A 20,221-nucleotide genomic window follows, 5' to 3' on the forward strand; every position below is an offset into this window, starting at 1 on the left:
AGTGCCTCTCGGTCGAGCTCCTCCTCGGAGACGAGTGGGGGGTTAACGGAGTCCGGCGACGTAGACAGAAACGGCCTCTATCTCACGATCGGACAACTGCGACGCAATGGTCATCATTTGGGCACTGTTGGCTCGCTGGCCCGATCGGAAGGCCACCAACTGCGACTTGGTGTAGTCGGCATGCTGGCCAGAAAGACGGGGGTACTGGGCTGGGATGCCGGCACCATTGGGCGCGTGGCAGCCCACACAGGCGGGAATGCCGCGCTGGGGCACACCACCGAGGTAGACGCTGCGGCCCAGCGGCAAGAGCTCTTTGTTCTGCGCATAACTGGGCTTGATGGGCTGGGCTGCATAGAAGGCCGCAACGTTCCGAATGTCTTCGTCGGAGAGGGTGGCCGCAAAGCCCGCCATGATGGCATTGTCTCGCTCGGCCTTTTGAGCACCTGGCTTGACCTTGAAGTTGTGGAGTTGCTTGGCAATGTAGTCTGCATGCTGGGCGGCCAGGATGGGATTGGCTGGCGAGGCGCTGTTGCCATCGACTGCGTGGCAGGCGGCGCAGACCGCTGCGGCAACGGCCTGGCCCTTGGTGATGTCGGCCTTCGGCGCAGTCGAGGGGCCAGCCGCCATGGCCACACTCGCGAGGCCCGAGGCAGCAACAAACGGAAGGGCCCTGAGAAGGCTGAGGGTGCGAGTGCTAGACATGTCAAACTCCAAGGATGGTGAGGGTTGTAATAATCCCTTAGTTTAGAACATCCGACCCGATTGCAAGCCTTGACCACTCTGCCCCACGGCCCTATGTCCCGCCAGGGAACCCCAACGGATCCAGGCCAGTCGAACCTCGCTTCGACGGTTGCCGGGCCCAGCCTCGCGCGCCTGCTCGCAGAGGTCTCCTTTTTGCAGAGCGCGGCCAAGGTGTCTGAACTTCCGGGTGGCGGTACGCCCGAAATCGCCATTGCCGGGCGCAGCAATGCCGGAAAATCCACGGCCCTCAATGTGCTGTGCCAGCGCCGCAAGCTTGCCTTTGCCAGCAAGACGCCGGGGCGTACGCGGCTCATCAATCTGTTCGCACTGTCCTGCCTCGAACAGGACGTCGGGCGTCTCGTAGACCTTCCGGGCTATGGCTACGCCAAGGTTGATGCCCAGACCCAGCGCCGCTGGAAGGCCGAGCTGAGCCGGTATTTGGAGAGCCGGCCCAATCTGGTTGGGCTCATTCTCGTGAGTGACATTCGCCACGCGCTGGGCCCGCTCGACCAGCAAATGCTCGACTGGTTCGGCCCCCGGGGGCTGCCTGTGCATCTGCTGCTCACCAAGGCCGACAAGCTCAACCGTCAAGAGCAGACCAAGGCCTTGAAGTCCGCCCTGGCCCAAATTCAGAATGCCGGCCCCCGCTGGGGCGGCGGCCTGACCGCCTCCACCTTCTCGGGCCTCAAGCGCACCGGGCGTGAGCCCGTGCTCGAGCGGATCACCGACTGGCTCGGCCTCACGCCCCCTCCATTGGCCGCCGCATCGGCCCCCGCCATCCCCACCAACCAGGAGCCCACTCGATGACCAAGCATGTGTCCATCCTCGCGCCCTATCCGCTGGGCCGCCCCCGCCGCAACCGCCGCGATGACTGGTCTCGCCAGTTGGTGCAAGAGAACCGACTCAGTGTGAAAGACCTGATCTACCCCGTCTTTGTGGTCGATGGCCAGGGCAGGTCCGAGGCGGTCGCCTCCATGCCGGGGGTACACCGACAGAGCATTGACCGGCTCGTCAGAACTGCTGAGAAGGCCCAGGCACTCGGCATTCCTCTGCTGGCCCTATTCCCGGTGATCGATGCTGGTCTGAAGGACCCCTCGGGCCGTGAGGCCTTCAACCCAGATGGCCTCGTGCCCCGGGCGGTTCGGGCCATCAAGGCGGCCTGCCCAGGCCTTGGGGTCATGACCGATGTGGCCCTCGACCCTTACACCAGCCATGGCCAGGACGGCGTGATCGACGACCAGGGTCGCATCCTCAACGACGAGACGGTGGCCATTTTGTGTCAGCAGGCCGTGATGCAGGCCCAGGCCGGCGTGGACATGGTGGCGCCCTCCGACATGATGGATGGCCGCATTGGCGCCATTCGAGCGGCCTTGGAGGCCCAGGGCCTCATCCACACTCGAATCATGTCGTATGCGGCGAAATACGCCTCGAACTTCTATGGCCCATTCCGCGAGGCCGTGGGTTCGGCGGCCAACCTGGGGGGCTCGAACAAGAAGACCTACCAAATGGACCCCGCCAATGGCGCAGAAGCCCACCGAGAGGTGGCACTCGACATTTCCGAAGGCGCAGACATGGTCATGGTCAAGCCCGGCATGCCCTATCTGGACGTGGTCTACCGAATCAAATCGAGCTTTGGAATGCCCACGTTTGCCTACCAGGTGAGCGGGGAATACGCGATGCTGAAGGCTGCAGCGGCCAATGGCTGGCTCGATGAAGAGGCCACCGTGATGGAGGCCTTGATGTGCTTTAAGCGTGCAGGCGCAGATGGTGTGCTGACTTACTCCGCCCTGGATGCGGCCCAGTGGCTTGCGAGCCGCTGAGGGTTCCGAGAGGCGCGGCGGCGCCAAGCCTCTCGGGAAGACAACGCCTTAAGACCGGCAGGCCTTAGTTGGCCTCGACAACCTCGCCGGCCTCGGGACGATCCACCAGTTCCATGAGGGCCATGGGCGCGTTGTCGCCCTGACGAAAGCCCCACTTCAGGATGCGGCAGTAGCCCCCTGGACGGCTGGCGTAACGCGGGCCAATTTCCTCGAAGAGCTTGACCACGATCTCGCGATCACGCAGCCGATTGAAGGCCAGCCGCTTGTTGGCCAGGCTGGGGTTCTTGCTGATGGTGATCAGGGGCTCCACCACCTTGCGCAGCTCTTTGGCCTTGGGCAGGGTGGTCTTGATGGCCTCATGCCGCAGCAAGGCATTGGCCATGTTGCGGAACATCGCAGATCGATGGCTCGAGGTGCGATTGAGCTTGCGCAGGCCGTGACGGTGACGCATGACGTTTCTCCTTCGTGTTTAGCGTTCGATGCCGGCCGGTGGCCAGTTCTCGAGTTTCATGCCGAGGGTCAGGCCGCGTGAGGCAAGCACCTCTTTGATTTCGTTGAGCGACTTGCGGCCGAGGTTCGGTGTCTTTAAGAGTTCGTTCTCGGTGCGCTGGATCAGGTCGCCGATGTAATAGATGCTCTCGGCCTTCAGGCAGTTCGCAGACCGCACAGTGAGCTCCAGGTCATCGACAGGGCGCATGAGCATTGGGTCGACCTGGGCAGACCGGCTGGCCTCGGCGGCAGGCTCACCACCCTCGAGCGCTGCAAAGACCGAGAGCTGCTCGACGAGAATTCGGGCGGACTGCCGCACGGCATCTTCAGGGTCGATCACCCCGTTGGTCTCCACCTCGATGACGAGTCGGTCGAGGTCTGTCCGCTGCTCCACACGGGCGCTCTCCACGGCATAGCTCACGCGGCGCACCGGTGAGAAGGAAGCGTCGAGCACGATGCGGCCAATGGAGCGTGTGGACTCATCGCCAATGTCGCGCAGGGTGCCCGGCACATAGCCACGGCCCTTTTCCACACGGGCCTGAAGCTCCAGGCGAACATCGTCGGAGAGGTTTGCAATGACGTGATCGGGATTCAGGATGGTGACATCGTGGGGGAGGTCGAAGTCGGCAGCCGTGACCACACCCGGGCCCTGCTTGCGCAGCGACAACAGCACGTCTGCACGGCCCTCGAGACGAAAGACCACGCCCTTGAGGTTCAGGAGGACATCGACGACATCTTCCTGGACACCCTCAATGGTGGAGTACTCGTGCACAACACCAGCGATCTGAACTTCGGTGGCGGCATAGCCCTCCATGGAAGAGAGCAGAACGCGACGAAGGGCGTTGCCGAGGGTGTGTCCGAAGCCGCGTTCAAACGGCTCCATGACGATCTTGGCGGTGTGGCCGCCCATGGGCTCGACTTCAATGATGCGGGGCTTGAGAAAAGCGTTCAGCATGTGGTTCCTTGTCAATCGAATCGATTAGCGGGAGTAGAGCTCAACGATCAGGCTCTCGTTGATCTCGGCTGAGATGTCGGCGCGGTCCGGCGCCTGCTTGAAGACCCCTTCCATTTTTTTGGTGTCTACGGTCACCCATCCCGGAAAGCCGCTCTGCTCTGCGAGCTCCAGTGAGGAGGCAATGCGAGCCTGGCCACGGGACTTCTCCACGATGGAGATGACATCGTTCGGCCGCACCTGCGCCGAAGGGATGTTGCAGGGCTTTCCATTGAGCAGAATGGCCTTGTGACTGACCAGCTGACGAGCCTCGGCCCGGGTCGAGCCAAAGCCCATCCGATAGACCACGTTGTCGAGCCGCGACTCCAGGAGTTTCAACAGGCTCTCGCCGGTGTTTCCTTTTTTGAGGGAGGCCATGGCGAAGTAACGGCGAAACTGGCGCTCCAGCATGCCGTAGATGCGCTTGACCTTCTGCTTCTCACGCAGCTGCTTGCCGTAGTCGGACGTGCGAGCACCCGAGGTGCGCCCATGCTGACCAGGCTTGCTGTCTTGTTTGCACTTGGAGTCAAGGGACCGACGGGCGCTCTTGAGGCCAAGGTCGGTGCCTTCACGGCGAGATAATTTACAACGAGGACCAACATAACGTGCCACTTCGATTTCCTTTTTCGAAAGCCAAGGCCGAGTTCATCGGCCTTGGAATGTCTGGCCAAGCCAGACGGTGGGCTTACTGGTGAATGTGACTTAGATACGGCGACGCTTGGGCGGCCGGCAGCCGTTGTGGGGCACCGGTGTCACGTCGGAGATCTGGGTCACGCGCATGCCGAGCGAATTGAGCGCCCGGACGGTGGATTCACGACCAGGACCGGGGCCCTTGATCCGAACTTCCACATTCTTCACACCACACTCCAATGCCACACGGCCGGCCGCCTCGGCCGCCACCTGGGCAGCAAAGGGCGTGCTCTTGCGACTTCCCTTGAAGCCAGCGCCGCCAGAGGTAGCCCATGAGAGCGTGTTGCCCTGACGGTCGGTGATGGTGATGATGGTGTTGTTAAACGACGCATGAATGTGCGCGACCGCGTCGGTCACATTCTTGCGAACCTTCTTGCGGGTGCGCTGATTGGCAGATTGCCCTGCTTTGGCCATGTCTTTCTCCTACTTATTTCTTGAGGGTGATGCTGCCTTTGCGCGGACCTTTGCGGGTACGGGCATTGGTACGGGTTCGTTGACCACGGACCGGCAGGCCCTTGCGATGGCGCAGGCCACGGTAGCAGCCAAGGTCCATCAGGCGCTTGATCGACATGGAGATTTCGCGACGCAGGTCACCCTCGGTGGTGAACTTGCCGATCTCGGTGCGCAGCCGATCGAGTTCATCATCGGTGAGGTCTTTGACCTTCTTCGTGGGCGTGACACCCGCGGCCTGACAGATCAGGCGTGCGCGAGGGCGGCCAACACCGTAGATGGCGGTGAGGCCAATCTCTGTGTGCTGATGGCTGGGAATGTTAATTCCGGCGATACGGGCCATGTGGGACTTCCTCCTTAACCTTGGCGCTGCTTATGACGCGGGTCCGTGCAGATCACACGCACGACGCCGTGCCGCTTGATGATTTTGCAGTTGCGGCAGATGCGCCGGACGGATGCAAGAACTTTCATGATGATTCCTCTTTTACTTCGCTCTAAAAACGATTCGGGCTCGGGATAAATCGTAAGGTGTCAGTTCAACGGTGACCTTGTCTCCTGGAAGAATGCGGATGTAATGCATGCGCATCTTCCCGGAGATGTGCCCCAACACCACATGGCCATTTTCGAGTTTGACGCGGAAGGTGGCATTGGGGAGGTTCTCCACAATCTCACCCTGCATCTGGATGGCATCGTCTTTTGCCATTACTGACCCATCCCTCTGAAGTTGGCCTTCTTCATGAGACTCTCGTACTGCTGAGACATCACATACGACTGAAGTTGGGCCATGAAGTCCATGGTGACCACCACGATGATCAGCAGTGAGGTGCCGCCAAAATAGAACGGCACGTTGTACTGGAGCACCAAGAACTCGGGCAGCAGGCAGACCAGCGTGATGTAGATGGCGCCAACAAGGGTCAGACGCATGAGGATCTTGTCGATGTAACGAGCGGTCTGGTCGCCCGGGCGGATGCCTGGAATGAGGGCTCCACTCTTTTTCAGGTTGTCGGCCGTATCTTTGCTGTTGAAGACCAAGGCCGTGTAGAAGAAGCAGAAGAAGATGATGGCGCTGGCGTAGAGGCCGATGTAGAGCGGTTGGCCTGGCGACAAGGATGCTGCAAAGTCGGAGAGCCAACGCATGCCGCCATCGGGGCCCCCACTAAACCACGAGGTGAGCGTAGCTGGGAACAGAATGATGCTCGAGGCAAAGATGGGCGGAATCACGCCGGCCATGTTCAGCTTGAGCGGCAGATGAGAGGTCTGACCCTGATAAATCTTGTTGCCCACCTGGCGCTTGGCATAGTTCACCAGAATGCGACGCTGGCCGCGCTCCACAAAGACCACAAAGGCTGTGACCAGCACCACCAGGACGATGATGAAGAGCATGGCCAGGGCGCTCATGGAACCGGTGCGAACCAGTTCAAACAAGCCGGCCAGGGCACCAGGTAGGCCCGCCACAATGCCCGCGAAGATGATGATAGAGATGCCATTGCCCAGGCCACGCTCGGTAATCTGCTCGCCCAGCCACATGAGGAACATGGTACCGGTCACAAGCGAGACCACGGTGGTGAAACGAAACATGAGGCTTGGATCGATGACCAGTCCCGGCTGTGATTCCAATGCCACGGAAATGCCGATGGCCTGCACAATAGCAAGCACCACCGTGCCGTAGCGCGTGTACTGGGTGATCTTGCGGCGGCCGGCCTCGCCCTCTTTCTTGAGGGCCTCGAGCGTGGGTGAGACCACGGACATGAGCTGCATGATGATCGAGGCCGAGATGTACGGCATGATCCCGAGGGCGAAGACGGTGAAGCGTGAGAGCGCACCGCCAGAGAACATATTGAAGAGGCCGAGAATGCCGCCAGCCTGAGACTGAAAGAGCTTGGCCAGTTCTTCTGGATCGATTCCCGGAACCGGAATATGCGCACCAAGGCGATAGACGACCAGGGCCAGCACCAGAAAAATCAGGCGCTTGCGCAGGTCGGCGAATTTATCGGCTTTGGGCAGCATTAGAGTCTTTGGGTCTCGTGGCTTTTAGGCGTTAGGCCGCCTTGTTCTTCGGCGGCAGCTTGCGGACCTTCTCGGCAGCCACCGGCAGGGTGACCGAACCACCAGCCGCCTCGATGGCAGCCTTGGCACCGGCCGTCACGCCCAGACCGGTCAGGCTCACCTTGCGGCTGATGGAGCCCGACAGAATGACCTTGGCATGGCGTGCGAGCTCAGAGACAACCCCTGCCTGCTTGAGTGCGAGGAGGTCGATCTGGTCGATGGGAAGCTTCTGAATTTCAGACAGACGCACCTCTTCGGTGAAACGCCCGAAGGGTGCAGTAAATCCACGCTTGGGAAGGCGACGATGCATGGGCATCTGACCACCCTCGAAGCCAACCTTGTGGAATCCACCGGAGCGAGACTTCTGGCCCTTGTGGCCGCGGCCTGCGGTTTTTCCAAGGCCCGAGCCAATGCCCCGGCCAACCCGCTTCTTGGCATGTGTCGCACCTTCAGCCGGCGCGATCGTGTTGAGTCGCATGGAGTCTTTCATGACGAGCCTTAAATGATTTGAACCATGTAGGAGACCTTGTTGACCATGCCGCGCACAGCGGGCGTGTCTTCAAGGACGCGGGTCTGATGCATCTTCTTCAAGCCCAGGCCCAACACCGTTGCACGGTGATCGGACCGGGTGCCTGCAGGGCTGCGCACCAGCTTCACAGTCAGAGTGGGTTTGTTCATCTTGCGTCCCTTAGTTCAGGATCTGTTCAATGGACAGGCCGCGCTTGTTGGCCACATCGGCCGGCGTGTGCATCTGCTTGAGGCCATTGAGGGTGGCGCGAACCATGTTGTAGGGGTTGCTCGAGCCAAGGCTCTTGGCCACCACGTCGCTCACGCCCATGACCTCGAAGATGGCCCGCATGGGGCCGCCTGCGATGATGCCCGTGCCCTTGGGGGCTGGTGAGATGAGCACGGTGGAGGCGCCATGCTTGCCCATGACGGCGTGGTGAAAGGTGCCGCCCTTCAGGGGCACACGCAGCAGTTTGCGGCGGGCCTCGTCCATGGCCTTCTGAACGGCCACCGGCACCTCACGGGACTTTCCCTTGCCCATGCCGATGCTGCCGTCGCCGTCGCCCACCACGGTGAGCGCAGCAAAGCCGAGGATGCGCCCGCCCTTGACGGTCTTGCTCACGCGGTTGACGGCGATCATCTTCTCGCGAAGGCCGTCATCGCGCTCTTCGGTGTTGACCCGTGCCTGCATTTTTGCCATGTCTTGTGTCCTTTGTGTCCGCTTAGAACTGCAACCCGCCCTCGCGGGCTGCGTCTGCCAATGCCTTCACGCGTCCGTGATAACGGAAGCCCGCGCGATCGAATGCGACCGATGAGATGCCAGCGGCCTTGGCCTTCTCGGCCACGCGCTTGCCGACCAGCACAGCCGCGGCCACATTGCCGCCCTTGCCTGTCTGGGAGGCCAGCTGCGCACGCACCTCGGCCTCGACGGTGGAGGCCGAGACCAGCACTCTCTCGCCGGTCGGGTCGGTGATGGCCGCGTAGATGTGAAGATTCGTGCGATGCACGGAGAGCCGATGCACGCGGAGTTCGTGGATCTTGGCCCGTGCCTGCCGTGCCCTGCGAAGTCTTGATTGGTTCTTATCCATGGATGCGGTTCCTGAGTCGATGACTCGACGTTATTTCTTCTTGGTTTCTTTGATCTGAACGACTTCGTCGATGTAGCGAACACCCTTGCCCTTGTAAGGCTCGGGCGGACGGAAGGCGCGCACCTCGGCAGCCACCTGACCCACCCGCTGCTTGTCGATGCCCTTGATGACAATTTCCGTGGGTGTTGGCGTCTCGGCCTTGATGCCCTCAGGCAGGGCGTAGTCGACGGGGTGCGAGAAGCCAAGGGCCAGGTTGAGCGACTTGCCCTGGGCTGCAGCCTTGTAGCCCACGCCGATGAGGCTGAGCTTTTTCTCAAAACCCTTGGACACGCCGTGGACCATGTTGGCCACCAGGGCCCGGAGGGTTCCGCTCATGGCCTTGGCATGACGAGAGTCGTTGACGACCTTGAAGACCAGCTGGCCAGACTCATTTGCAATGGTGACCTCGCCCGTGAGGGGCTGGGTGAGCACGCCCAACGGGCCCTTGACCGTGATGGACTCGGCCGAGAGTTGAGCCTCAACGCCAGACGGCAGTGCAACCGGATACTTTGCGATGCGTGACATGATTCGTGCCCCCTTTACGCCACGATGCCAATGACTTCGCCGCCCATGCCGGTGGCACGTGCCTTGCGGTCGGTCATGAGGCCTTTGGAGGTGGACACGATGGCCACGCCCAATCCGTTCATGACGTTTGGAATGGATTCGCAGCCCTTGTAAACCCGCAGACCAGGCCGTGAGACGCGCTCAATGCGCTCGATCACGGGGCGGCCAGCGTGGTATTTCAGGCTGATCTCGAGGTCGGCCTTGGGGCCCTCTTGACGGACCTGGTAGCCGTCGATGTAGCCCTCATCCTTCAGGAGAGTGGCGATGGCCACTTTGATCTTGGAGGACGGCATTTGCACCGAACGCTTTTCCACCCGCTGCGCATTGCGAATGCGGGTAAACATGTCGGCGATGGGATCGTTCATGCTCATAAGATGAGACCCTTTTTAACTCTGTACTTGGTTGTGCAAACGGTTACCAGCTGGCCTTGGTGAGACCAGGGATCTCACCGCGGAAGGCAGCCTCACGAATCTTGGCGCGGCCAAGGCCAAACATCTTGAACGTGCCACGCGGGCGTCCCGTGAGCTGGCAGCGGGCGCGAAGGCGCACGGGGCTGGCATTGCGGGGCAGTTTCTGGAGCGTGAGGCGTGCCTCGTAACGCTCTTCTTCTGATTTGGACTGATCGTCGATGATGGCCTGAAGGGCCGCACGCTTTGCCGCGAACTTCTTCACGGTGGCCATGCGCTTTTTTTCGCGATTGATGAGGGAGAGCTTTGCCATGTCTGTCCTAGGTCAGGATTTGAACGGGAACCGGAAGGCAGACAGGAGTGCCTTGGCCTCTTCGTCGGTCTTTGCGGTGGTGGTGACGCTGATGTTGAGGCCCCGGACGGCATCGACCTTGTCGTACTCGATCTCGGGGAAGATGATCTGCTCTTTCACGCCAATGTTGTAGTTGCCACGGCCATCGAAAGACTTTCCGGAGATGCCGCGGAAGTCGCGCACGCGGGGCAGTGCAATGGTGACAAACCGGTCGAGGAACTCGTACATGCGGTTGCCACGGAGGGTGACCATGCAGCCAATGGGGTAACCCTCACGGATTTTGAAGCCAGCAATCGCCTTGCGGGCCTTGGTCACCACGGGCTTTTGACCCGCGATCTTGGTGAGGTCAGAGACGGCGTTCTCGATGACTTTCTTATCGGCGATGGCCTCTCCGACACCCATGTTGAGGGTGATCTTCGAGAGGCGCGGCACCTCCATGGCGCTCTTGTAGCCGAACTTGGTCATGAGCTCCGGGGCCACCTTGTCGCGATAGATTTCTTGCATGCGTGACATTTGGATTCCTTTGGTGCGCGAGGCTTAGGCGTTGCTGATGGCGGTGGGAACGGCGGCCTTGTTGGAGGCAAATACCCGTTGCTTCTCACCGTTCTCGGCAATCTGGATTTGGACGCGATCAGCCTTCTGGGTGGCCGCGTTGTAGATGGCCACGTTTGACTGGTCGATGGGCATGGTCTTGTCGACGATGCCGCCCTGCTGACCCTTCATGGGATTGGGTTTGGTGTGCTTCTTCACGATGTTCACACCCTCCACCACCAGGTGCTGATCGTCGACACGGCGCAGCACCACGCCACGCTTGCCCTTGTCACGGCCGGTGATCACGATGACTTCGTCGCCTTTGCGAATCTTGTTCATGGTCTGATCTCTACTCTTGTTAAATCACTTCAGGGGCCAAGGACACGATCTTCATGAACCGCTCACTGCGGAGTTCACGGGTCACTGGGCCAAAGATGCGTGTTCCGATGGGCTCAAGCTTGGCATTGAGCAGCACGGCGGCGTTGCCATCGAAGCGAATGAGTGAGCCATCTGGGCGGCGAACGCCCTTGGCGGTTCGAACCACCACGGCGTTGTAGATCTCGCCCTTCTTCACGCGGCCACGGGGGGCTGCGTCTTTGATGGACACCTTGATGACGTCCCCAATGCCAGCATAGCGGCGCTTGGATCCACCCAACACTTTGATACACATGACCGAACGGGCGCCGGTGTTGTCGGCGACGTCCAGACGCGATTGCATCTGAATCATGATTCCTGATTCCTCAGTTCAACATACAAAACAAAATGGAAGGACCTGCTCCCAACTTGTCTGAGCAGACATCAACTTCAGAAACACGCTCAGATAGTTTTGGGCCCGTTAACGGGAAGACAATCGAGAACAGCCCTCTACTATAACCTACAAATGCTTTAAACCACCACGGCCTTGCTGATCAGCTTGGTCACTGCCCAGGCCTTGGTCTTCGAGATGGGCCGGGTTTCGGAGATCTCGACGGTGTCGCCCATTTGAATGCCTTCTTGCTCTACGTGGGCGTGGTATTTCTTGCTGCGGCCCATGAACTTGCCGTAAATGGGGTGCTGAATCCGGCGCTCAACAAGCACCGTGACAGTCTTTTGCATTTTGTCGCTGACGACTCGGCCCACCAGGGTCCGAGTAAGGGAGGCGGTCTGGGTCATGCCGAAGTCCTTTGACGAAGGAGGGTGCGAACACGGGCAATGTCACGGCGAACATGACCCAACTGGGACGTGTTGGTGAGTTGCTGGGTACCGTGCTGCATGCGCAGGTTGAAGTGAGCCCTCAGCAACGACTCCAATTCCTGTTGGAGTTCGGTGTCGTTCTTGGTGCGAAGTTCAGAGGCTTTCATGTCTCGGATTCCTTGAATTAACGGCCCACCTGGCGAACCACGAAGGTGGTGGCCAAGGGCAGCTTGGCAGCGGCCAGACGAAACGCTTCACGGGCCAGGGTCTCATCGACGCCGTCCATCTCGTAGAGCACCTTGCCGGGCTGAATCTCGGCCACGTAGTACTCCACGTTGCCCTTGCCGTTGCCCATTCGAACCTCGGCAGGCTTTTGTGAAATGGGCTTGTCCGGAAAAATGCGGATCCAGATGCGGCCACCGCGCTTGATGTGGCGGGTCATGGCACGACGGGCAGCCTCAATCTGGCGCGAGGTGAGGCGGCCGCGGCCGGTGGCCTTGAGTCCGAATTCACCAAACGACACATTCGCGCCACGCGTGGCCAGGCCTGTGTTTCGACCTTTTTGTTCTTTCCGATACTTTCGGCGTGAGGGTTGCAACATAGAGAACCTCTGGCTTGTCTGGTTTAGGTTGCGGGCTTGTCTGCGGCCGGTGTGGCAGCGACCTTGCGAACACGTTTCACGGCAGGCTTTGCATCGCCCTCAGGGGCTGCGGCGGCAGGAGCATCGCCCTCGGCCTTGACCCTGCGGGGCGCCGCGGGCGCTCGACGTGGCTTCTTCTCATCTTTGGGCTCGGCCATCGGGGGCTCTGCAGAAACCGGCGCATCGGCACGGCCAAGGGTGTCGCCCTTGTAGACCCAGACCTTCACGCCAATGATGCCGTAGGTGGTGTTGGCCTCGGCAAAGCCGTAATCGATGTCGGCCCGGAGGGTGTGAAGGGGCACGCGGCCTTCGCGATACCACTCGGTTCGGGCAATCTCGGCACCGTTCAGGCGGCCCGAGCTCATGATCTTGATGCCCTGAGCGCCAAGGCGCATGGCGTTCTGCATGGCCCGCTTCATGGCGCGGCGGAACATGATCCGCTTTTCGAGCTGCTGGGTGATGTTCTCTGCGATGAGCTGGGCATCGACCTCTGGCTTGCGAATCTCTTCGATGTTGACGTGCACAGGCACGCCCATCATGGTGGAGAGCTGGGTCTTGAGGGCCTCGATGTCTTCGCCCTTCTTGCCAATCACAACGCCGGGGCGGGCGCTGAAGATGGTGATCTTGGCGTTCTTGGCGGGACGCTCGATGAGCACGCGGCCCACAGCAGCGCTCTTGAGGCGCTTCTTGAGGAAGTCTCGGACCTTAATGTCTTCATTGAGCATCTTGCTGAAGTCGCGGGGGTTGGCGAACCAACGTGACGACCAGTTGCGGGAAACAACGAGACGGAATCCGGTGGGATGTATTTTTTGACCCATGTCTGGCCCTTAGTTACCGACGGTGATGCAGATGTGGCAGGTCGGCTTTTCGATCCGAACGCCACGGCCCTTGGCTCGTGCGGAGAAGCGACGCAGCTTGGTGCCACGCTCCACGGTGATGGAGGTGACCTTGAGCTCATCGATGTCTGCGCCATCGTTGTGCTCGGCATTGGCAATCGCCGACTCGAGAACCTTCTTGACGATCACCGCCGCCTTTTTTGGGGTGAAGGCCAGGGTGTTGAGCGCCTGCTCAACCGGCTTGCCTCGAATCAGGTCGGCCACGAGCCGGCCTTTCTGGGCCGAGAGGCGAACGCCCCTGAGTTTTGCGGAAGTTTCCATGTTTGTCCTCTGGTCTCTGCTCGGGGCCGGTTACTTCTTGGCCTTTTTATCGGCGGCATGACCCTTGAACGTGCGGGTCATGGCGAATTCGCCGAGCTTGTGGCCGACCATGTTGTCTGTCACGTAGACAGGCACATGAAGACGGCCGTTGTGAACGGCGATGGTCAGGCCCACGAATTCCGGAAGAATGGTGGACCGACGGGACCAAGTCTTGATGGGGCGCTTGTCCTTGGACTCGACCGCAATCTCGACTTTCTTGAAAAGGTGGTCGTCTACAAACGGACCTTTTTTGGCAGAACGTGACATCTGTGCTGGTTCCTTTAGGGCTTATTTCCGCTTGTGACGGCTGGTCACAATCATGGAGTTGGTGCGCTTGTTGCGGCGGGTCTTGTAGCCCTTGGTGGGGGTGCCCCATGGGCTGACGGGCTCACGGGCCTCGCCCGTTCGACCCTCACCACCACCGTGTGGGTGATCGACAGGGTTCATGGCCACACCGCGCACGGTTGGACGAATGCCACGCCAACGAATGGCGCCGGCCTTGCCGTACTGACGCAGGTTGTGCTCGCCATTGCTCACCTCACCCATGGTGGCCCGGCACTCGATGTGAACACGACGAATTTCGCCGGAGCGCAGGCGAACCTGGGCGTAGGTGCCTTCACGGGCCAGAAGCTGCGCACTGCCACCGGCCGAGCGAGCCAACTGGGCTCCCTTGCCTGGCACCATCTCGATGCAATGGATGGTCGAACCCACAGGGATGTTGCGAATGGGCAGGGTATTGCCCGCACGAATGGGTGCCTCGGCGCCGTTCATGAGTTCGGTGCCCACTTCGACGCCCTTCGGCGCGATGATGTAGCGGCGCTCGCCGTCTGCGTAGCAGAGCAGGGCAATGTGGGCGCTGCGGTTGGGGTCGTACTCGATGCGCTCGACCTTGGCAGGGATGCCATCCTTGAGGCGACGAAAGTCGATGATGCGATAGTGCTGCTTATGGCCACCGCCACGATGACGCGTGGTGATGCGGCCAAGGTTGTTGCGGCCCGCAGTCTTGGACTGGTGCTCGGTGAGTGCCTCGAGGGGACGGCCCTTGTAGAGATGCGGGTGCGTCACCTTGACCATGGCGCGCTGGCCAGCCGAGGTGGGCTTGAGTTTAACGATGGGCATTACGTGGCCTCCCCAACGAAGTTGATTTCCTGGCCCTGGGCCAGGCTGACATAGGCCTTGCGGGTGTCGCGCCGACGGCCGCTGGTCTTGCCGTAACGCTTGGCCTTGCCTTTTTGGTTGAGCACCCGAACGGTGTCGACCTGGACCTTGAACATGAGTTCAACGGCGGCCTTGATTTCGGGCTTGGTGGCATCCTGCAGCACACGAAAGGCCACCTGGTTGTTCTGCTCACCAATCTGGGTGCTCTTCTCAGAGACGATTGGCGAGAGCAGGATCTTCATGAGGCGTTCCTGGTTCATGCAAACATCTCCTCGAAGCGGGCCAGTGCAGCACGGGTCATGAGCACCTTGTCGAAATAGACCAAGGAGACTGGATCTGCGGCCTCGGGCTCGATGACGGCAATGCTCTGAAGGTTGCGAGAGGCCAGGTACAAGGACTCATCGAGGTTGTCGGTGATGAGCAGCACGGAATCCATGCCCATCTGCTTGAGCTTTGCGGCCACCAACTTGGTCTTGGGGGCCTCGACCTCAAACTTCTCGACGATGGCCAGGCGACCTTCACGGGCCAGTTGCGACAAGATGGAGCGCACACCGGCGCGATACATCTTCTTGTTGAGCTTGTGACTGAAGTTCTCGTCGGGCGAGTTCGGGAAGACCTTGCCACCGCCACGCCACAGGGGGCTGGAGGCGCGGCCCACACGGGCACGGCCCGTGCCTTTTTGGCGCCAAGGCTTGCGGGTCGATTTGTTGACCTCGCTGCGATCCTTTTGAGCGCGGTTGCCGCTGCGAGCATTGGCCTGATAGGCCACCACGACCTGGTGCACGAGGGGTTCGTTGAAGTCGCGGTTAAAGACGACATCGTTGGCCTGCACCGTGCCGGCGGACTGGCCGGCTTCGTTTAAGAGCATGAGTTCCATATTGGCGAGCCCCTTATGCCTTCGCAGCCGAGCGAACGGCTGGACGAATGATCACGTGGCCGCCCTTGGAGCCGGGCACCGCTCCCTTGATCAGGACGAGCTGGCGAGCCGTGTCCACACGAACCACTTCAAGGTTCTGGCTGGTGCGACGTACCGCGCCGTCGTGGCCAGGCATTTTCTTGCCGGGAAACACGCGGCCTGGGTCTTGGGCCATGCCGATGGAGCCGGGCACGTTGTGGGACCGCGAGTTGCCGTGGGAGGCACGCTGGGAGGCAAAGTTGTGCCGAGCAATGGTGCCAGCAAAGCCCTTGCCCTGCGTGGTGCCGGTGACGTCGACCATCTGGCCGGGCGTGAAGATCTCGACCGTCAGGTGCTGACCGGCAGCCACATTGGCCAGTGCTTCAGCCGACACGGGAAATTCACGCAGCAACTCGCCGGCCTGAACGCCAGCCTTGGCGAGGTGGCCTGCCTGCGGTTTCAACACACGGGAGGCGCGCTTAACGCCAAAGGCAACCTGAACGGCGCTGTAGCCGTCGGTCTCGGTTGACTTGATCTGGGTGACGCGGTTGTCTGACACATCGATCACGGTCACGGGGATGGTGTCGCCCTCGTCCGTGAACACACGGGTCATGCCAAGCTTGCGACCTAAAAGTCCAAGGCTCATTTTTTCTCCGATCCCAGCTGCGATTGGCTGGGGCTGATTAAATTCCAAGTGCTTGTTGCTGGATCTCCCCTGTTCCGCTCGCAAGCGCAACAGGAAAGCCCGCTAGTCTATTACACAACTGGCCGATCTTCCAAATGCGGCATTACTGCAGCTTGATCTCCACATCCACGCCGGCGGGAAGGTCGAGTTTCATGAGGGCATCGACTGTCTTTTCGGTGGGGTCGACGATGTCCATCAACCGCTGGTGGGTGCGAAGTTCGAACTGGTCGCGTGAGGTTTTGTTCACGTGGGGGCTGCGCAGAATGTCGAAGCGACGAAAGCGAGTGGGAAGGGGCACCGGGCCTCGAACCACCGCACCAGTGCGCTTGGCTGTGTCGACAATCTCGAGTGCAGACTGGTCGATCAGCTTGTAATCGAACGCCTTGAGACGAATGCGGATTTTCTGTTGCATGCTGGGTCCTTGGGTTATTCGATCACTTTGGCGACGACGCCTGCGCCGACGGTACGGCCGCCCTCGCGGATGGCAAAGCGCAGGCCCTGCTCCATGGCAATCGGAGCAATCAGGGTGACCACCATCTTCACATTGTCACCAGGCATCACCATCTCCGTGCCCTCAGGCAACACCACCGAGCCCGTGACATCGGTCGTGCGGAAGTAAAACTGCGGACGGTAGTTGTTAAAGAAAGGCGTGTGACGACCACCCTCGTCCTTCGAGAGCACATACACCTCACATTCAAACTTGGTGTGCGGCGTGATCGAACCGGGCTTGGCCAGCACCTGACCACGCTCGACCTCCTCACGCTTGGTGCCACGCAGCAAAACGCCCACGTTGTCACCCGCCTGACCCTGGTCGAGCAGCTTGCGGAACATCTCCACGCCCGTACAGGTCGTCTTGACCGTGGCCTTGATGCCCACGATCTCAATCTCTTCACCCACCTTCACCACACCACGCTCCACACGGCCCGTGACCACCGTGCCGCGGCCCGAGATCGAGAAGACATCCTCAATGGGCATCAGGAAGGCGCCATCAATGGCGCGCTCAGGCGTGGGAATGTAGGAGTCCAGGGCCTCGGCCAGCTTGAGAATCGCCCCCTCACCAAGCTCGCCCTTGTCGCCCTCGAGCGCAAGCTTTGCAGAGCCCTTGATGATCGGCGTGTCATCGCCAGGGAAGTCGTACTTCGAGAGCAGCTCGCGAACTTCCATCTCCACGAGCTCGAGCAACTCCGCATCGTCGACCATGTCGCACTTGTTCAAAAACACAATGATGTAAGGCACGCCCACCTGGCGGGCCAACAAAATGTGCTCACGCGTCTGGGGCATCGGACCATCGGCGGCCGAACACACCAAAATGGCACCGTCCATCTGCGCCGCACCCGTGATCATGTTCTTCACATAGTCGGCATGGCCCGGGCAGTCCACGTGCGCATAGTGACGATTGGCCGTCTCATACTCCACATGCGCCGTGTTGATCGTGATCCCACGAGCCTTCTCCTCCGGCGCCGCATCAATCTGGTCATAGCCCTTGGCCTCACCACCAAACTTAGACGACAACACCGTCGTGATCGCAGCCGTCAACGTCGTCTTCCCATGGTCCACGTGACCAATCGTCCCTACGTTCACATGCGGCTTGGTCCGCTCAAACTTGCCCTTGGCCATGATGCTTTTCCTTTCTAAATATTATTTGGTTCGGCTCGACATGACTGCTTCAGCCACGTTCTTGGGAGCCTCGGAATAGTGCTTGAACTCCATGGTGTATGTCGCACGACCCTGGGTCAGAGACCGAAGGGTTGTGGAATAACCAAACATCTCGGCCAAGGGGACCTCTGCCTTGATGGTCTTGCCGCCGCCGGGAATGTCATCCATGCCCTGCACCATGCCACGGCGTGACGAGAGGTCACCCATGACGGTACCAGCGTAATCTTCGGGGGTTTCCACCTCCACCGCCATCATGGGCTCGAGCAGCACGGCATTGGCCTTGCGCATGCCATCCTTAAAGCCCATGGAAGCAGCCAGTTCAAAGGCAATCTGTGAGGAGTCGACGTCGTGGTAGGAGCCGTCGAACAGGGTGACCTTGATGTCGACCACCGGGAAGCCTGCCAGTACGCCCGCATTCATGGTGTCGAGACAGCCCTTGTCGACCGAGGGAATGAATTCGCGGGGCACGACACCACCCTTGATGGCATCGACAAACTCATAGCCTTTGCCTTCTTCTTGGGGGTCGAGCTTGAGCCAGACGTGACCGTACTGGCCCTTGCCGCCCGACTGCTTCACATACTTGCCCTCGATCTCGACCGACTTGCGAATGGTTTCGCGGTAGGCCACCTGAGGCTTGCCCACCGTGGCCTCGACGCCGAACTCACGCTTCATGCGGTCGACGATGATCTCGAGGTGCAACTCACCCATGCCTGAGATGATGGTCTGGCCAGATTCTTCGTCTGTGCGCACGCGGAAGGATGGGTCTTCCTTGGCCAGGCGATTGAGCGCAATGCCCATTTTTTCCTGGTCGACCTTGGTCTTGGGCTCAACCGCCTGGGAGATCACGGGCTCGGGGAACTCCATGCGCTCCAGAATGATTTCAGCGTCTGGATCGCAGAGGGTCTCACCGGTCGTGACTTCTTTGAGGCCCACGGCGGCGGCGATGTCGCCGGCCAGAATCTCAGAGATTTCTTCACGGTTGTTGGCGTGCATCTGGAGCAGACGGCCGATGCGCTCCTTCTTGCCCTTGATGGGGTTGAGCACGGTGTCACCAGACTTCAGCACGCCGGAGTACACCCGAATGAAGGTGAGTTGGCCCACGAAGGGATCACTCATGAGCTTGAAGGCCAGCGAGGCAAATTTTTCTTTGTCATCGGCCTTGCGCTCAGCAGGATTGCCGTCGGGGTCCGTTCCGCTGACGGGAGGGATGTCCACGGGGCTGGGCATGAACTGGATGACAGCATCGAGCATGCGCTGAACGCCCTTGTTCTTGAAGGCCGTGCCACAGAGCATGGGCTGAATTTCGCCCGCGATCGTGCGGTCACGCAGGCCCTTCATGAGTTGCTCTTCAGAGAGCTCACCGGACTCGAGGTAGGTGTTCATGAGGGTTTCGTCCGACTCGGCGGCCGCCTCAATCATCTTCTCGCGCCACTCATCGGCCTGGGCCTGGAGTTCCGCGGGAATATCGGTGTAATCGAACTTGATGCCCTGGCTGGCCTCATCCCAGAGGATGGCCTTCATCTTGATGAGGTCGACAACACCCTTGAAGTTCTCTTCGGCACCGATGGGCAGCACGATGGGAACGGGATTGGCCCTCAGGCGGGTGCGCATCTGCTCGTAGACCTTGAAAAAGTTAGCGCCAGTGCGGTCCATTTTATTCACGAAGGCCAGACGGGGAACCTTGTACTTGTTGGCCTGGCGCCAGACCGTCTCGGACTGAGGCTGAACGCCACCCACGGCGCAATAGACCATGCAGGCGCCATCGAGCACGCGCATGGAACGCTCCACCTCAATGGTGAAGTCGACGTGTCCCGGGGTGTCGATGATGTTGATCCGGTGCTCGGGCAGGGAGCCGTCCATGCCCTTCCAGAAGGTGGTGGTGGCCGCAGAGGTGATCGTGATGCCTCGCTCCTGCTCTTGTTCCATCCAGTCCATGGTGGCGGCGCCATCGTGCACCTCACCGATTTTATGGTTCACGCCCGTGTAGAACAGGATGCGCTCGGTGGTGGTGGTCTTGCCAGCGTCGATGTGAGCGCTGATGCCGATGTTTCGGTAGCGCTCGATCGGAGTCTTACGGGCCATGTGGTGTCCTTGGGAATTCGT

General features: G+C 60.4%; 34 protein-coding genes. 2 read left to right on the forward strand and 32 right to left on the reverse strand.

The features are described from left to right. Positions 1-42 precede the first annotated feature (42 nt). Positions 43-702 carry a c-type cytochrome gene (locus AC8GDA_RS08975; RefSeq protein WP_506556187.1) on the reverse strand — a complete coding sequence of 220 codons (660 nt, stop codon included), beginning with the start codon at positions 700-702 and terminating at the stop codon, positions 43-45. Between the two features lie 93 nt (positions 703-795). On the opposite strand from AC8GDA_RS08975, the gene yihA reads away from it, so the two are divergent. Then, a complete protein-coding gene (gene yihA / locus AC8GDA_RS08980; protein ID WP_506556188.1) occupies positions 796-1,548 on the forward strand; it encodes a ribosome biogenesis GTP-binding protein YihA/YsxC in 753 nt (250 codons plus the stop codon). Then, positions 1,545-2,561: a porphobilinogen synthase gene (gene hemB, locus AC8GDA_RS08985; protein ID WP_506556189.1), complete on the forward strand. Its 1,017-nt coding sequence runs from the start codon at positions 1,545-1,547 to the stop codon at positions 2,559-2,561. Before yihA ends, hemB begins: the two co-directional genes overlap by 4 nt. A 64-nt stretch (positions 2,562-2,625) precedes the next feature. Here the strand turns inward: hemB and rplQ are convergent, their stop codons facing one another. The 31 genes from rplQ to fusA form a co-directional block, all read right to left on the reverse strand. After that, positions 2,626-3,012 (reverse strand): 50S ribosomal protein L17, encoded by a 387-nt coding sequence (rplQ, locus tag AC8GDA_RS08990; RefSeq protein ID WP_506556190.1) that lies wholly within the window; start codon positions 3,010-3,012, stop codon positions 2,626-2,628. A gap of 18 nt (positions 3,013-3,030) precedes the next feature. Continuing rightward, positions 3,031-4,005 carry a DNA-directed RNA polymerase subunit alpha gene (locus AC8GDA_RS08995; RefSeq protein WP_506556191.1) on the reverse strand — a complete coding sequence of 325 codons (975 nt, stop codon included), beginning with the start codon at positions 4,003-4,005 and terminating at the stop codon, positions 3,031-3,033. A 24-nt stretch (positions 4,006-4,029) separates the two neighbouring features. Continuing rightward, positions 4,030-4,653 (reverse strand): 30S ribosomal protein S4, encoded by a 624-nt coding sequence (rpsD, locus tag AC8GDA_RS09000; RefSeq protein WP_506556192.1) that lies wholly within the window; start codon positions 4,651-4,653, stop codon positions 4,030-4,032. A 90-nt stretch (positions 4,654-4,743) separates the two neighbouring features. After that, positions 4,744-5,145, reverse strand: coding sequence for a 30S ribosomal protein S11 (rpsK, locus tag AC8GDA_RS09005; RefSeq protein ID WP_506556193.1), 402 nt, complete (start codon positions 5,143-5,145; stop codon positions 4,744-4,746). Positions 5,146-5,158: 13 nt separating this feature from the next. Then, the gene (gene rpsM / locus AC8GDA_RS09010) at positions 5,159-5,524 is read right to left on the reverse strand and encodes a 30S ribosomal protein S13 (protein ID WP_506556194.1); all 366 of its coding nucleotides are present in this window, start codon (positions 5,522-5,524) and stop codon (positions 5,159-5,161) included. Positions 5,525-5,538: 14 nt separating this feature from the next. After that, complete coding sequence (gene rpmJ / locus AC8GDA_RS09015; protein WP_155281786.1) at positions 5,539-5,652, reverse strand: 50S ribosomal protein L36; 114 nt, start codon at positions 5,650-5,652, stop codon at positions 5,539-5,541. Between the two features lie 13 nt (positions 5,653-5,665). Then, positions 5,666-5,884 carry a translation initiation factor IF-1 gene (infA, locus tag AC8GDA_RS09020; RefSeq protein WP_506556195.1) on the reverse strand — a complete coding sequence of 73 codons (219 nt, stop codon included), beginning with the start codon at positions 5,882-5,884 and terminating at the stop codon, positions 5,666-5,668. Beyond that, complete coding sequence (gene secY, locus AC8GDA_RS09025) at positions 5,884-7,188, reverse strand: preprotein translocase subunit SecY (protein WP_506556196.1); 1,305 nt, start codon at positions 7,186-7,188, stop codon at positions 5,884-5,886. Before secY ends, infA begins: the two co-directional genes overlap by 1 nt. A gap of 31 nt (positions 7,189-7,219) precedes the next feature. Next, positions 7,220-7,705, reverse strand: a complete 486-nt coding sequence (gene rplO, locus AC8GDA_RS09030) for a 50S ribosomal protein L15 (RefSeq protein WP_506556197.1) — start codon at positions 7,703-7,705, stop codon at positions 7,220-7,222. Positions 7,706-7,725: 20 nt separating this feature from the next. After that, positions 7,726-7,905: a 50S ribosomal protein L30 gene (gene rpmD / locus AC8GDA_RS09035; RefSeq protein WP_506556198.1), complete on the reverse strand. Its 180-nt coding sequence runs from the start codon at positions 7,903-7,905 to the stop codon at positions 7,726-7,728. A gap of 10 nt (positions 7,906-7,915) precedes the next feature. Further along, positions 7,916-8,434, reverse strand: a complete 519-nt coding sequence (gene rpsE, locus AC8GDA_RS09040; protein ID WP_506556199.1) for a 30S ribosomal protein S5 — start codon at positions 8,432-8,434, stop codon at positions 7,916-7,918. A gap of 22 nt (positions 8,435-8,456) precedes the next feature. Beyond that, positions 8,457-8,822: a 50S ribosomal protein L18 gene (rplR, locus tag AC8GDA_RS09045; RefSeq protein ID WP_506556200.1), complete on the reverse strand. Its 366-nt coding sequence runs from the start codon at positions 8,820-8,822 to the stop codon at positions 8,457-8,459. A 30-nt stretch (positions 8,823-8,852) separates the two neighbouring features. Next, the gene (rplF, locus tag AC8GDA_RS09050) at positions 8,853-9,386 is read right to left on the reverse strand and encodes a 50S ribosomal protein L6 (RefSeq protein WP_506556201.1); all 534 of its coding nucleotides are present in this window, start codon (positions 9,384-9,386) and stop codon (positions 8,853-8,855) included. A 14-nt stretch (positions 9,387-9,400) separates the two neighbouring features. Further along, positions 9,401-9,796 carry a 30S ribosomal protein S8 gene (gene rpsH / locus AC8GDA_RS09055; protein WP_506556202.1) on the reverse strand — a complete coding sequence of 132 codons (396 nt, stop codon included), beginning with the start codon at positions 9,794-9,796 and terminating at the stop codon, positions 9,401-9,403. Between the two features lie 43 nt (positions 9,797-9,839). Further along, positions 9,840-10,145, reverse strand: a complete 306-nt coding sequence (gene rpsN / locus AC8GDA_RS09060) for a 30S ribosomal protein S14 (protein ID WP_506556203.1) — start codon at positions 10,143-10,145, stop codon at positions 9,840-9,842. Between the two features lie 12 nt (positions 10,146-10,157). Continuing rightward, positions 10,158-10,697, reverse strand: a complete 540-nt coding sequence (gene rplE / locus AC8GDA_RS09065; protein WP_506556204.1) for a 50S ribosomal protein L5 — start codon at positions 10,695-10,697, stop codon at positions 10,158-10,160. A gap of 24 nt (positions 10,698-10,721) precedes the next feature. Next, a complete protein-coding gene (gene rplX, locus AC8GDA_RS09070) occupies positions 10,722-11,054 on the reverse strand; it encodes a 50S ribosomal protein L24 (RefSeq protein ID WP_506556205.1) in 333 nt (110 codons plus the stop codon). 19 nt (positions 11,055-11,073) lie between these two features. After that, positions 11,074-11,442 (reverse strand): 50S ribosomal protein L14, encoded by a 369-nt coding sequence (rplN, locus tag AC8GDA_RS09075; protein WP_506556206.1) that lies wholly within the window; start codon positions 11,440-11,442, stop codon positions 11,074-11,076. A gap of 158 nt (positions 11,443-11,600) precedes the next feature. Next, complete coding sequence (gene rpsQ, locus AC8GDA_RS09080) at positions 11,601-11,867, reverse strand: 30S ribosomal protein S17 (protein ID WP_506556207.1); 267 nt, start codon at positions 11,865-11,867, stop codon at positions 11,601-11,603. Further along, positions 11,864-12,055 (reverse strand): 50S ribosomal protein L29, encoded by a 192-nt coding sequence (rpmC, locus tag AC8GDA_RS09085; RefSeq protein WP_506556208.1) that lies wholly within the window; start codon positions 12,053-12,055, stop codon positions 11,864-11,866. The genes rpsQ and rpmC overlap by 4 nt, the downstream gene beginning before the upstream one ends. Positions 12,056-12,072: 17 nt before the next feature. After that, entirely contained in the window at positions 12,073-12,489 is a 417-nt protein-coding gene (gene rplP / locus AC8GDA_RS09090; protein ID WP_506556209.1) for a 50S ribosomal protein L16, read from the reverse strand. Between the two features lie 23 nt (positions 12,490-12,512). Next, positions 12,513-13,346, reverse strand: a complete 834-nt coding sequence (gene rpsC / locus AC8GDA_RS09095; RefSeq protein ID WP_506556210.1) for a 30S ribosomal protein S3 — start codon at positions 13,344-13,346, stop codon at positions 12,513-12,515. 9 nt (positions 13,347-13,355) lie between these two features. Next, positions 13,356-13,685: a 50S ribosomal protein L22 gene (rplV, locus tag AC8GDA_RS09100; RefSeq protein WP_506556211.1), complete on the reverse strand. Its 330-nt coding sequence runs from the start codon at positions 13,683-13,685 to the stop codon at positions 13,356-13,358. A 30-nt stretch (positions 13,686-13,715) separates the two neighbouring features. Continuing rightward, positions 13,716-13,991, reverse strand: a complete 276-nt coding sequence (rpsS, locus tag AC8GDA_RS09105) for a 30S ribosomal protein S19 (protein WP_506556212.1) — start codon at positions 13,989-13,991, stop codon at positions 13,716-13,718. Positions 13,992-14,012: 21 nt separating this feature from the next. Further along, entirely contained in the window at positions 14,013-14,843 is an 831-nt protein-coding gene (gene rplB, locus AC8GDA_RS09110) for a 50S ribosomal protein L2 (protein WP_506556213.1), read from the reverse strand. Next, positions 14,843-15,142 carry a 50S ribosomal protein L23 gene (gene rplW, locus AC8GDA_RS09115; RefSeq protein ID WP_506556214.1) on the reverse strand — a complete coding sequence of 100 codons (300 nt, stop codon included), beginning with the start codon at positions 15,140-15,142 and terminating at the stop codon, positions 14,843-14,845. Before rplW ends, rplB begins: the two co-directional genes overlap by 1 nt. After that, positions 15,139-15,759 carry a 50S ribosomal protein L4 gene (rplD, locus tag AC8GDA_RS09120; protein WP_506556215.1) on the reverse strand — a complete coding sequence of 207 codons (621 nt, stop codon included), beginning with the start codon at positions 15,757-15,759 and terminating at the stop codon, positions 15,139-15,141. Before rplD ends, rplW begins: the two co-directional genes overlap by 4 nt. 13 nt (positions 15,760-15,772) lie before the next feature. After that, positions 15,773-16,423 (reverse strand): 50S ribosomal protein L3, encoded by a 651-nt coding sequence (gene rplC / locus AC8GDA_RS09125; RefSeq protein ID WP_506556216.1) that lies wholly within the window; start codon positions 16,421-16,423, stop codon positions 15,773-15,775. A gap of 142 nt (positions 16,424-16,565) precedes the next feature. Further along, positions 16,566-16,874 carry a 30S ribosomal protein S10 gene (rpsJ, locus tag AC8GDA_RS09130; protein ID WP_506556217.1) on the reverse strand — a complete coding sequence of 103 codons (309 nt, stop codon included), beginning with the start codon at positions 16,872-16,874 and terminating at the stop codon, positions 16,566-16,568. 14 nt (positions 16,875-16,888) lie between these two features. Next, positions 16,889-18,079, reverse strand: coding sequence for an elongation factor Tu (gene tuf, locus AC8GDA_RS09135; RefSeq protein ID WP_506556218.1), 1,191 nt, complete (start codon positions 18,077-18,079; stop codon positions 16,889-16,891). Positions 18,080-18,100: 21 nt separating this feature from the next. After that, positions 18,101-20,200, reverse strand: a complete 2,100-nt coding sequence (fusA, locus tag AC8GDA_RS09140) for an elongation factor G (RefSeq protein ID WP_506556219.1) — start codon at positions 20,198-20,200, stop codon at positions 18,101-18,103. Positions 20,201-20,221 lie beyond the last annotated feature (21 nt).

The organism is Hahnella aquatica (SeqCode) (genome assembly GCF_965194505.1).
GTDB classification, from domain to species: domain Bacteria; phylum Pseudomonadota; class Gammaproteobacteria; order Burkholderiales; family Burkholderiaceae_A; genus Hahnella; species Hahnella aquatica.

Coding starts and splice junctions, on each gene's coding strand:
- rpsS (WP_506556212.1), bottom strand. CDS start 13,991: ATGTCACGTTCTGCCAAAAAAGGTCCGTTTGTAGACGACCACCTTTTC.
- rplW (WP_506556214.1), bottom strand. CDS start 15,142: ATGAACCAGGAACGCCTCATGAAGATCCTGCTCTCGCCAATCGTCTCT.
- rpsH (WP_506556202.1), bottom strand. CDS start 9,796: ATGAGCATGAACGATCCCATCGCCGACATGTTTACCCGCATTCGCAAT.
- AC8GDA_RS08975 (WP_506556187.1), bottom strand. CDS start 702: ATGTCTAGCACTCGCACCCTCAGCCTTCTCAGGGCCCTTCCGTTTGTT.
- rplR (WP_506556200.1), bottom strand. CDS start 8,822: ATGGATAAGAACCAATCAAGACTTCGCAGGGCACGGCAGGCACGGGCC.
- rpsE (WP_506556199.1), bottom strand. CDS start 8,434: ATGGCAAAAATGCAGGCACGGGTCAACACCGAAGAGCGCGATGACGGC.
- AC8GDA_RS08995 (WP_506556191.1), bottom strand. CDS start 4,005: ATGCTGAACGCTTTTCTCAAGCCCCGCATCATTGAAGTCGAGCCCATG.
- infA (WP_506556195.1), bottom strand. CDS start 5,884: ATGGCAAAAGACGATGCCATCCAGATGCAGGGTGAGATTGTGGAGAAC.
- rpmJ (WP_155281786.1), bottom strand. CDS start 5,652: ATGAAAGTTCTTGCATCCGTCCGGCGCATCTGCCGCAACTGCAAAATC.
- rplN (WP_506556206.1), bottom strand. CDS start 11,442: ATGATTCAGATGCAATCGCGTCTGGACGTCGCCGACAACACCGGCGCC.
- hemB (WP_506556189.1), top strand. CDS start 1,545: ATGACCAAGCATGTGTCCATCCTCGCGCCCTATCCGCTGGGCCGCCCC.
- rplP (WP_506556209.1), bottom strand. CDS start 12,489: ATGTTGCAACCCTCACGCCGAAAGTATCGGAAAGAACAAAAAGGTCGA.
- rplD (WP_506556215.1), bottom strand. CDS start 15,759: ATGGAACTCATGCTCTTAAACGAAGCCGGCCAGTCCGCCGGCACGGTG.
- rplQ (WP_506556190.1), bottom strand. CDS start 3,012: ATGCGTCACCGTCACGGCCTGCGCAAGCTCAATCGCACCTCGAGCCAT.
- rpsK (WP_506556193.1), bottom strand. CDS start 5,145: ATGGCCAAAGCAGGGCAATCTGCCAATCAGCGCACCCGCAAGAAGGTT.
- secY (WP_506556196.1), bottom strand. CDS start 7,188: ATGCTGCCCAAAGCCGATAAATTCGCCGACCTGCGCAAGCGCCTGATT.
- rpsC (WP_506556210.1), bottom strand. CDS start 13,346: ATGGGTCAAAAAATACATCCCACCGGATTCCGTCTCGTTGTTTCCCGC.
- rpsJ (WP_506556217.1), bottom strand. CDS start 16,874: ATGCAACAGAAAATCCGCATTCGTCTCAAGGCGTTCGATTACAAGCTG.
- rpsM (WP_506556194.1), bottom strand. CDS start 5,524: ATGGCCCGTATCGCCGGAATTAACATTCCCAGCCATCAGCACACAGAG.
- rplV (WP_506556211.1), bottom strand. CDS start 13,685: ATGGAAACTTCCGCAAAACTCAGGGGCGTTCGCCTCTCGGCCCAGAAA.
- rpsQ (WP_506556207.1), bottom strand. CDS start 11,867: ATGACCCAGACCGCCTCCCTTACTCGGACCCTGGTGGGCCGAGTCGTC.
- rplX (WP_506556205.1), bottom strand. CDS start 11,054: ATGAACAAGATTCGCAAAGGCGACGAAGTCATCGTGATCACCGGCCGT.
- rpmD (WP_506556198.1), bottom strand. CDS start 7,905: ATGAACAAACCCACTCTGACTGTGAAGCTGGTGCGCAGCCCTGCAGGC.
- fusA (WP_506556219.1), bottom strand. CDS start 20,200: ATGGCCCGTAAGACTCCGATCGAGCGCTACCGAAACATCGGCATCAGC.
- rpsN (WP_506556203.1), bottom strand. CDS start 10,145: ATGGCAAAGCTCTCCCTCATCAATCGCGAAAAAAAGCGCATGGCCACC.
- yihA (WP_506556188.1), top strand. CDS start 796: ATGTCCCGCCAGGGAACCCCAACGGATCCAGGCCAGTCGAACCTCGCT.
- rplE (WP_506556204.1), bottom strand. CDS start 10,697: ATGTCACGCATGCAAGAAATCTATCGCGACAAGGTGGCCCCGGAGCTC.
- tuf (WP_506556218.1), bottom strand. CDS start 18,079: ATGGCCAAGGGCAAGTTTGAGCGGACCAAGCCGCATGTGAACGTAGGG.
- rpmC (WP_506556208.1), bottom strand. CDS start 12,055: ATGAAAGCCTCTGAACTTCGCACCAAGAACGACACCGAACTCCAACAG.
- rplF (WP_506556201.1), bottom strand. CDS start 9,386: ATGTCACGCATCGCAAAGTATCCGGTTGCACTGCCGTCTGGCGTTGAG.
- rplC (WP_506556216.1), bottom strand. CDS start 16,423: ATGAGCCTTGGACTTTTAGGTCGCAAGCTTGGCATGACCCGTGTGTTC.
- rplO (WP_506556197.1), bottom strand. CDS start 7,705: ATGCGACTCAACACGATCGCGCCGGCTGAAGGTGCGACACATGCCAAG.
- rplB (WP_506556213.1), bottom strand. CDS start 14,843: ATGCCCATCGTTAAACTCAAGCCCACCTCGGCTGGCCAGCGCGCCATG.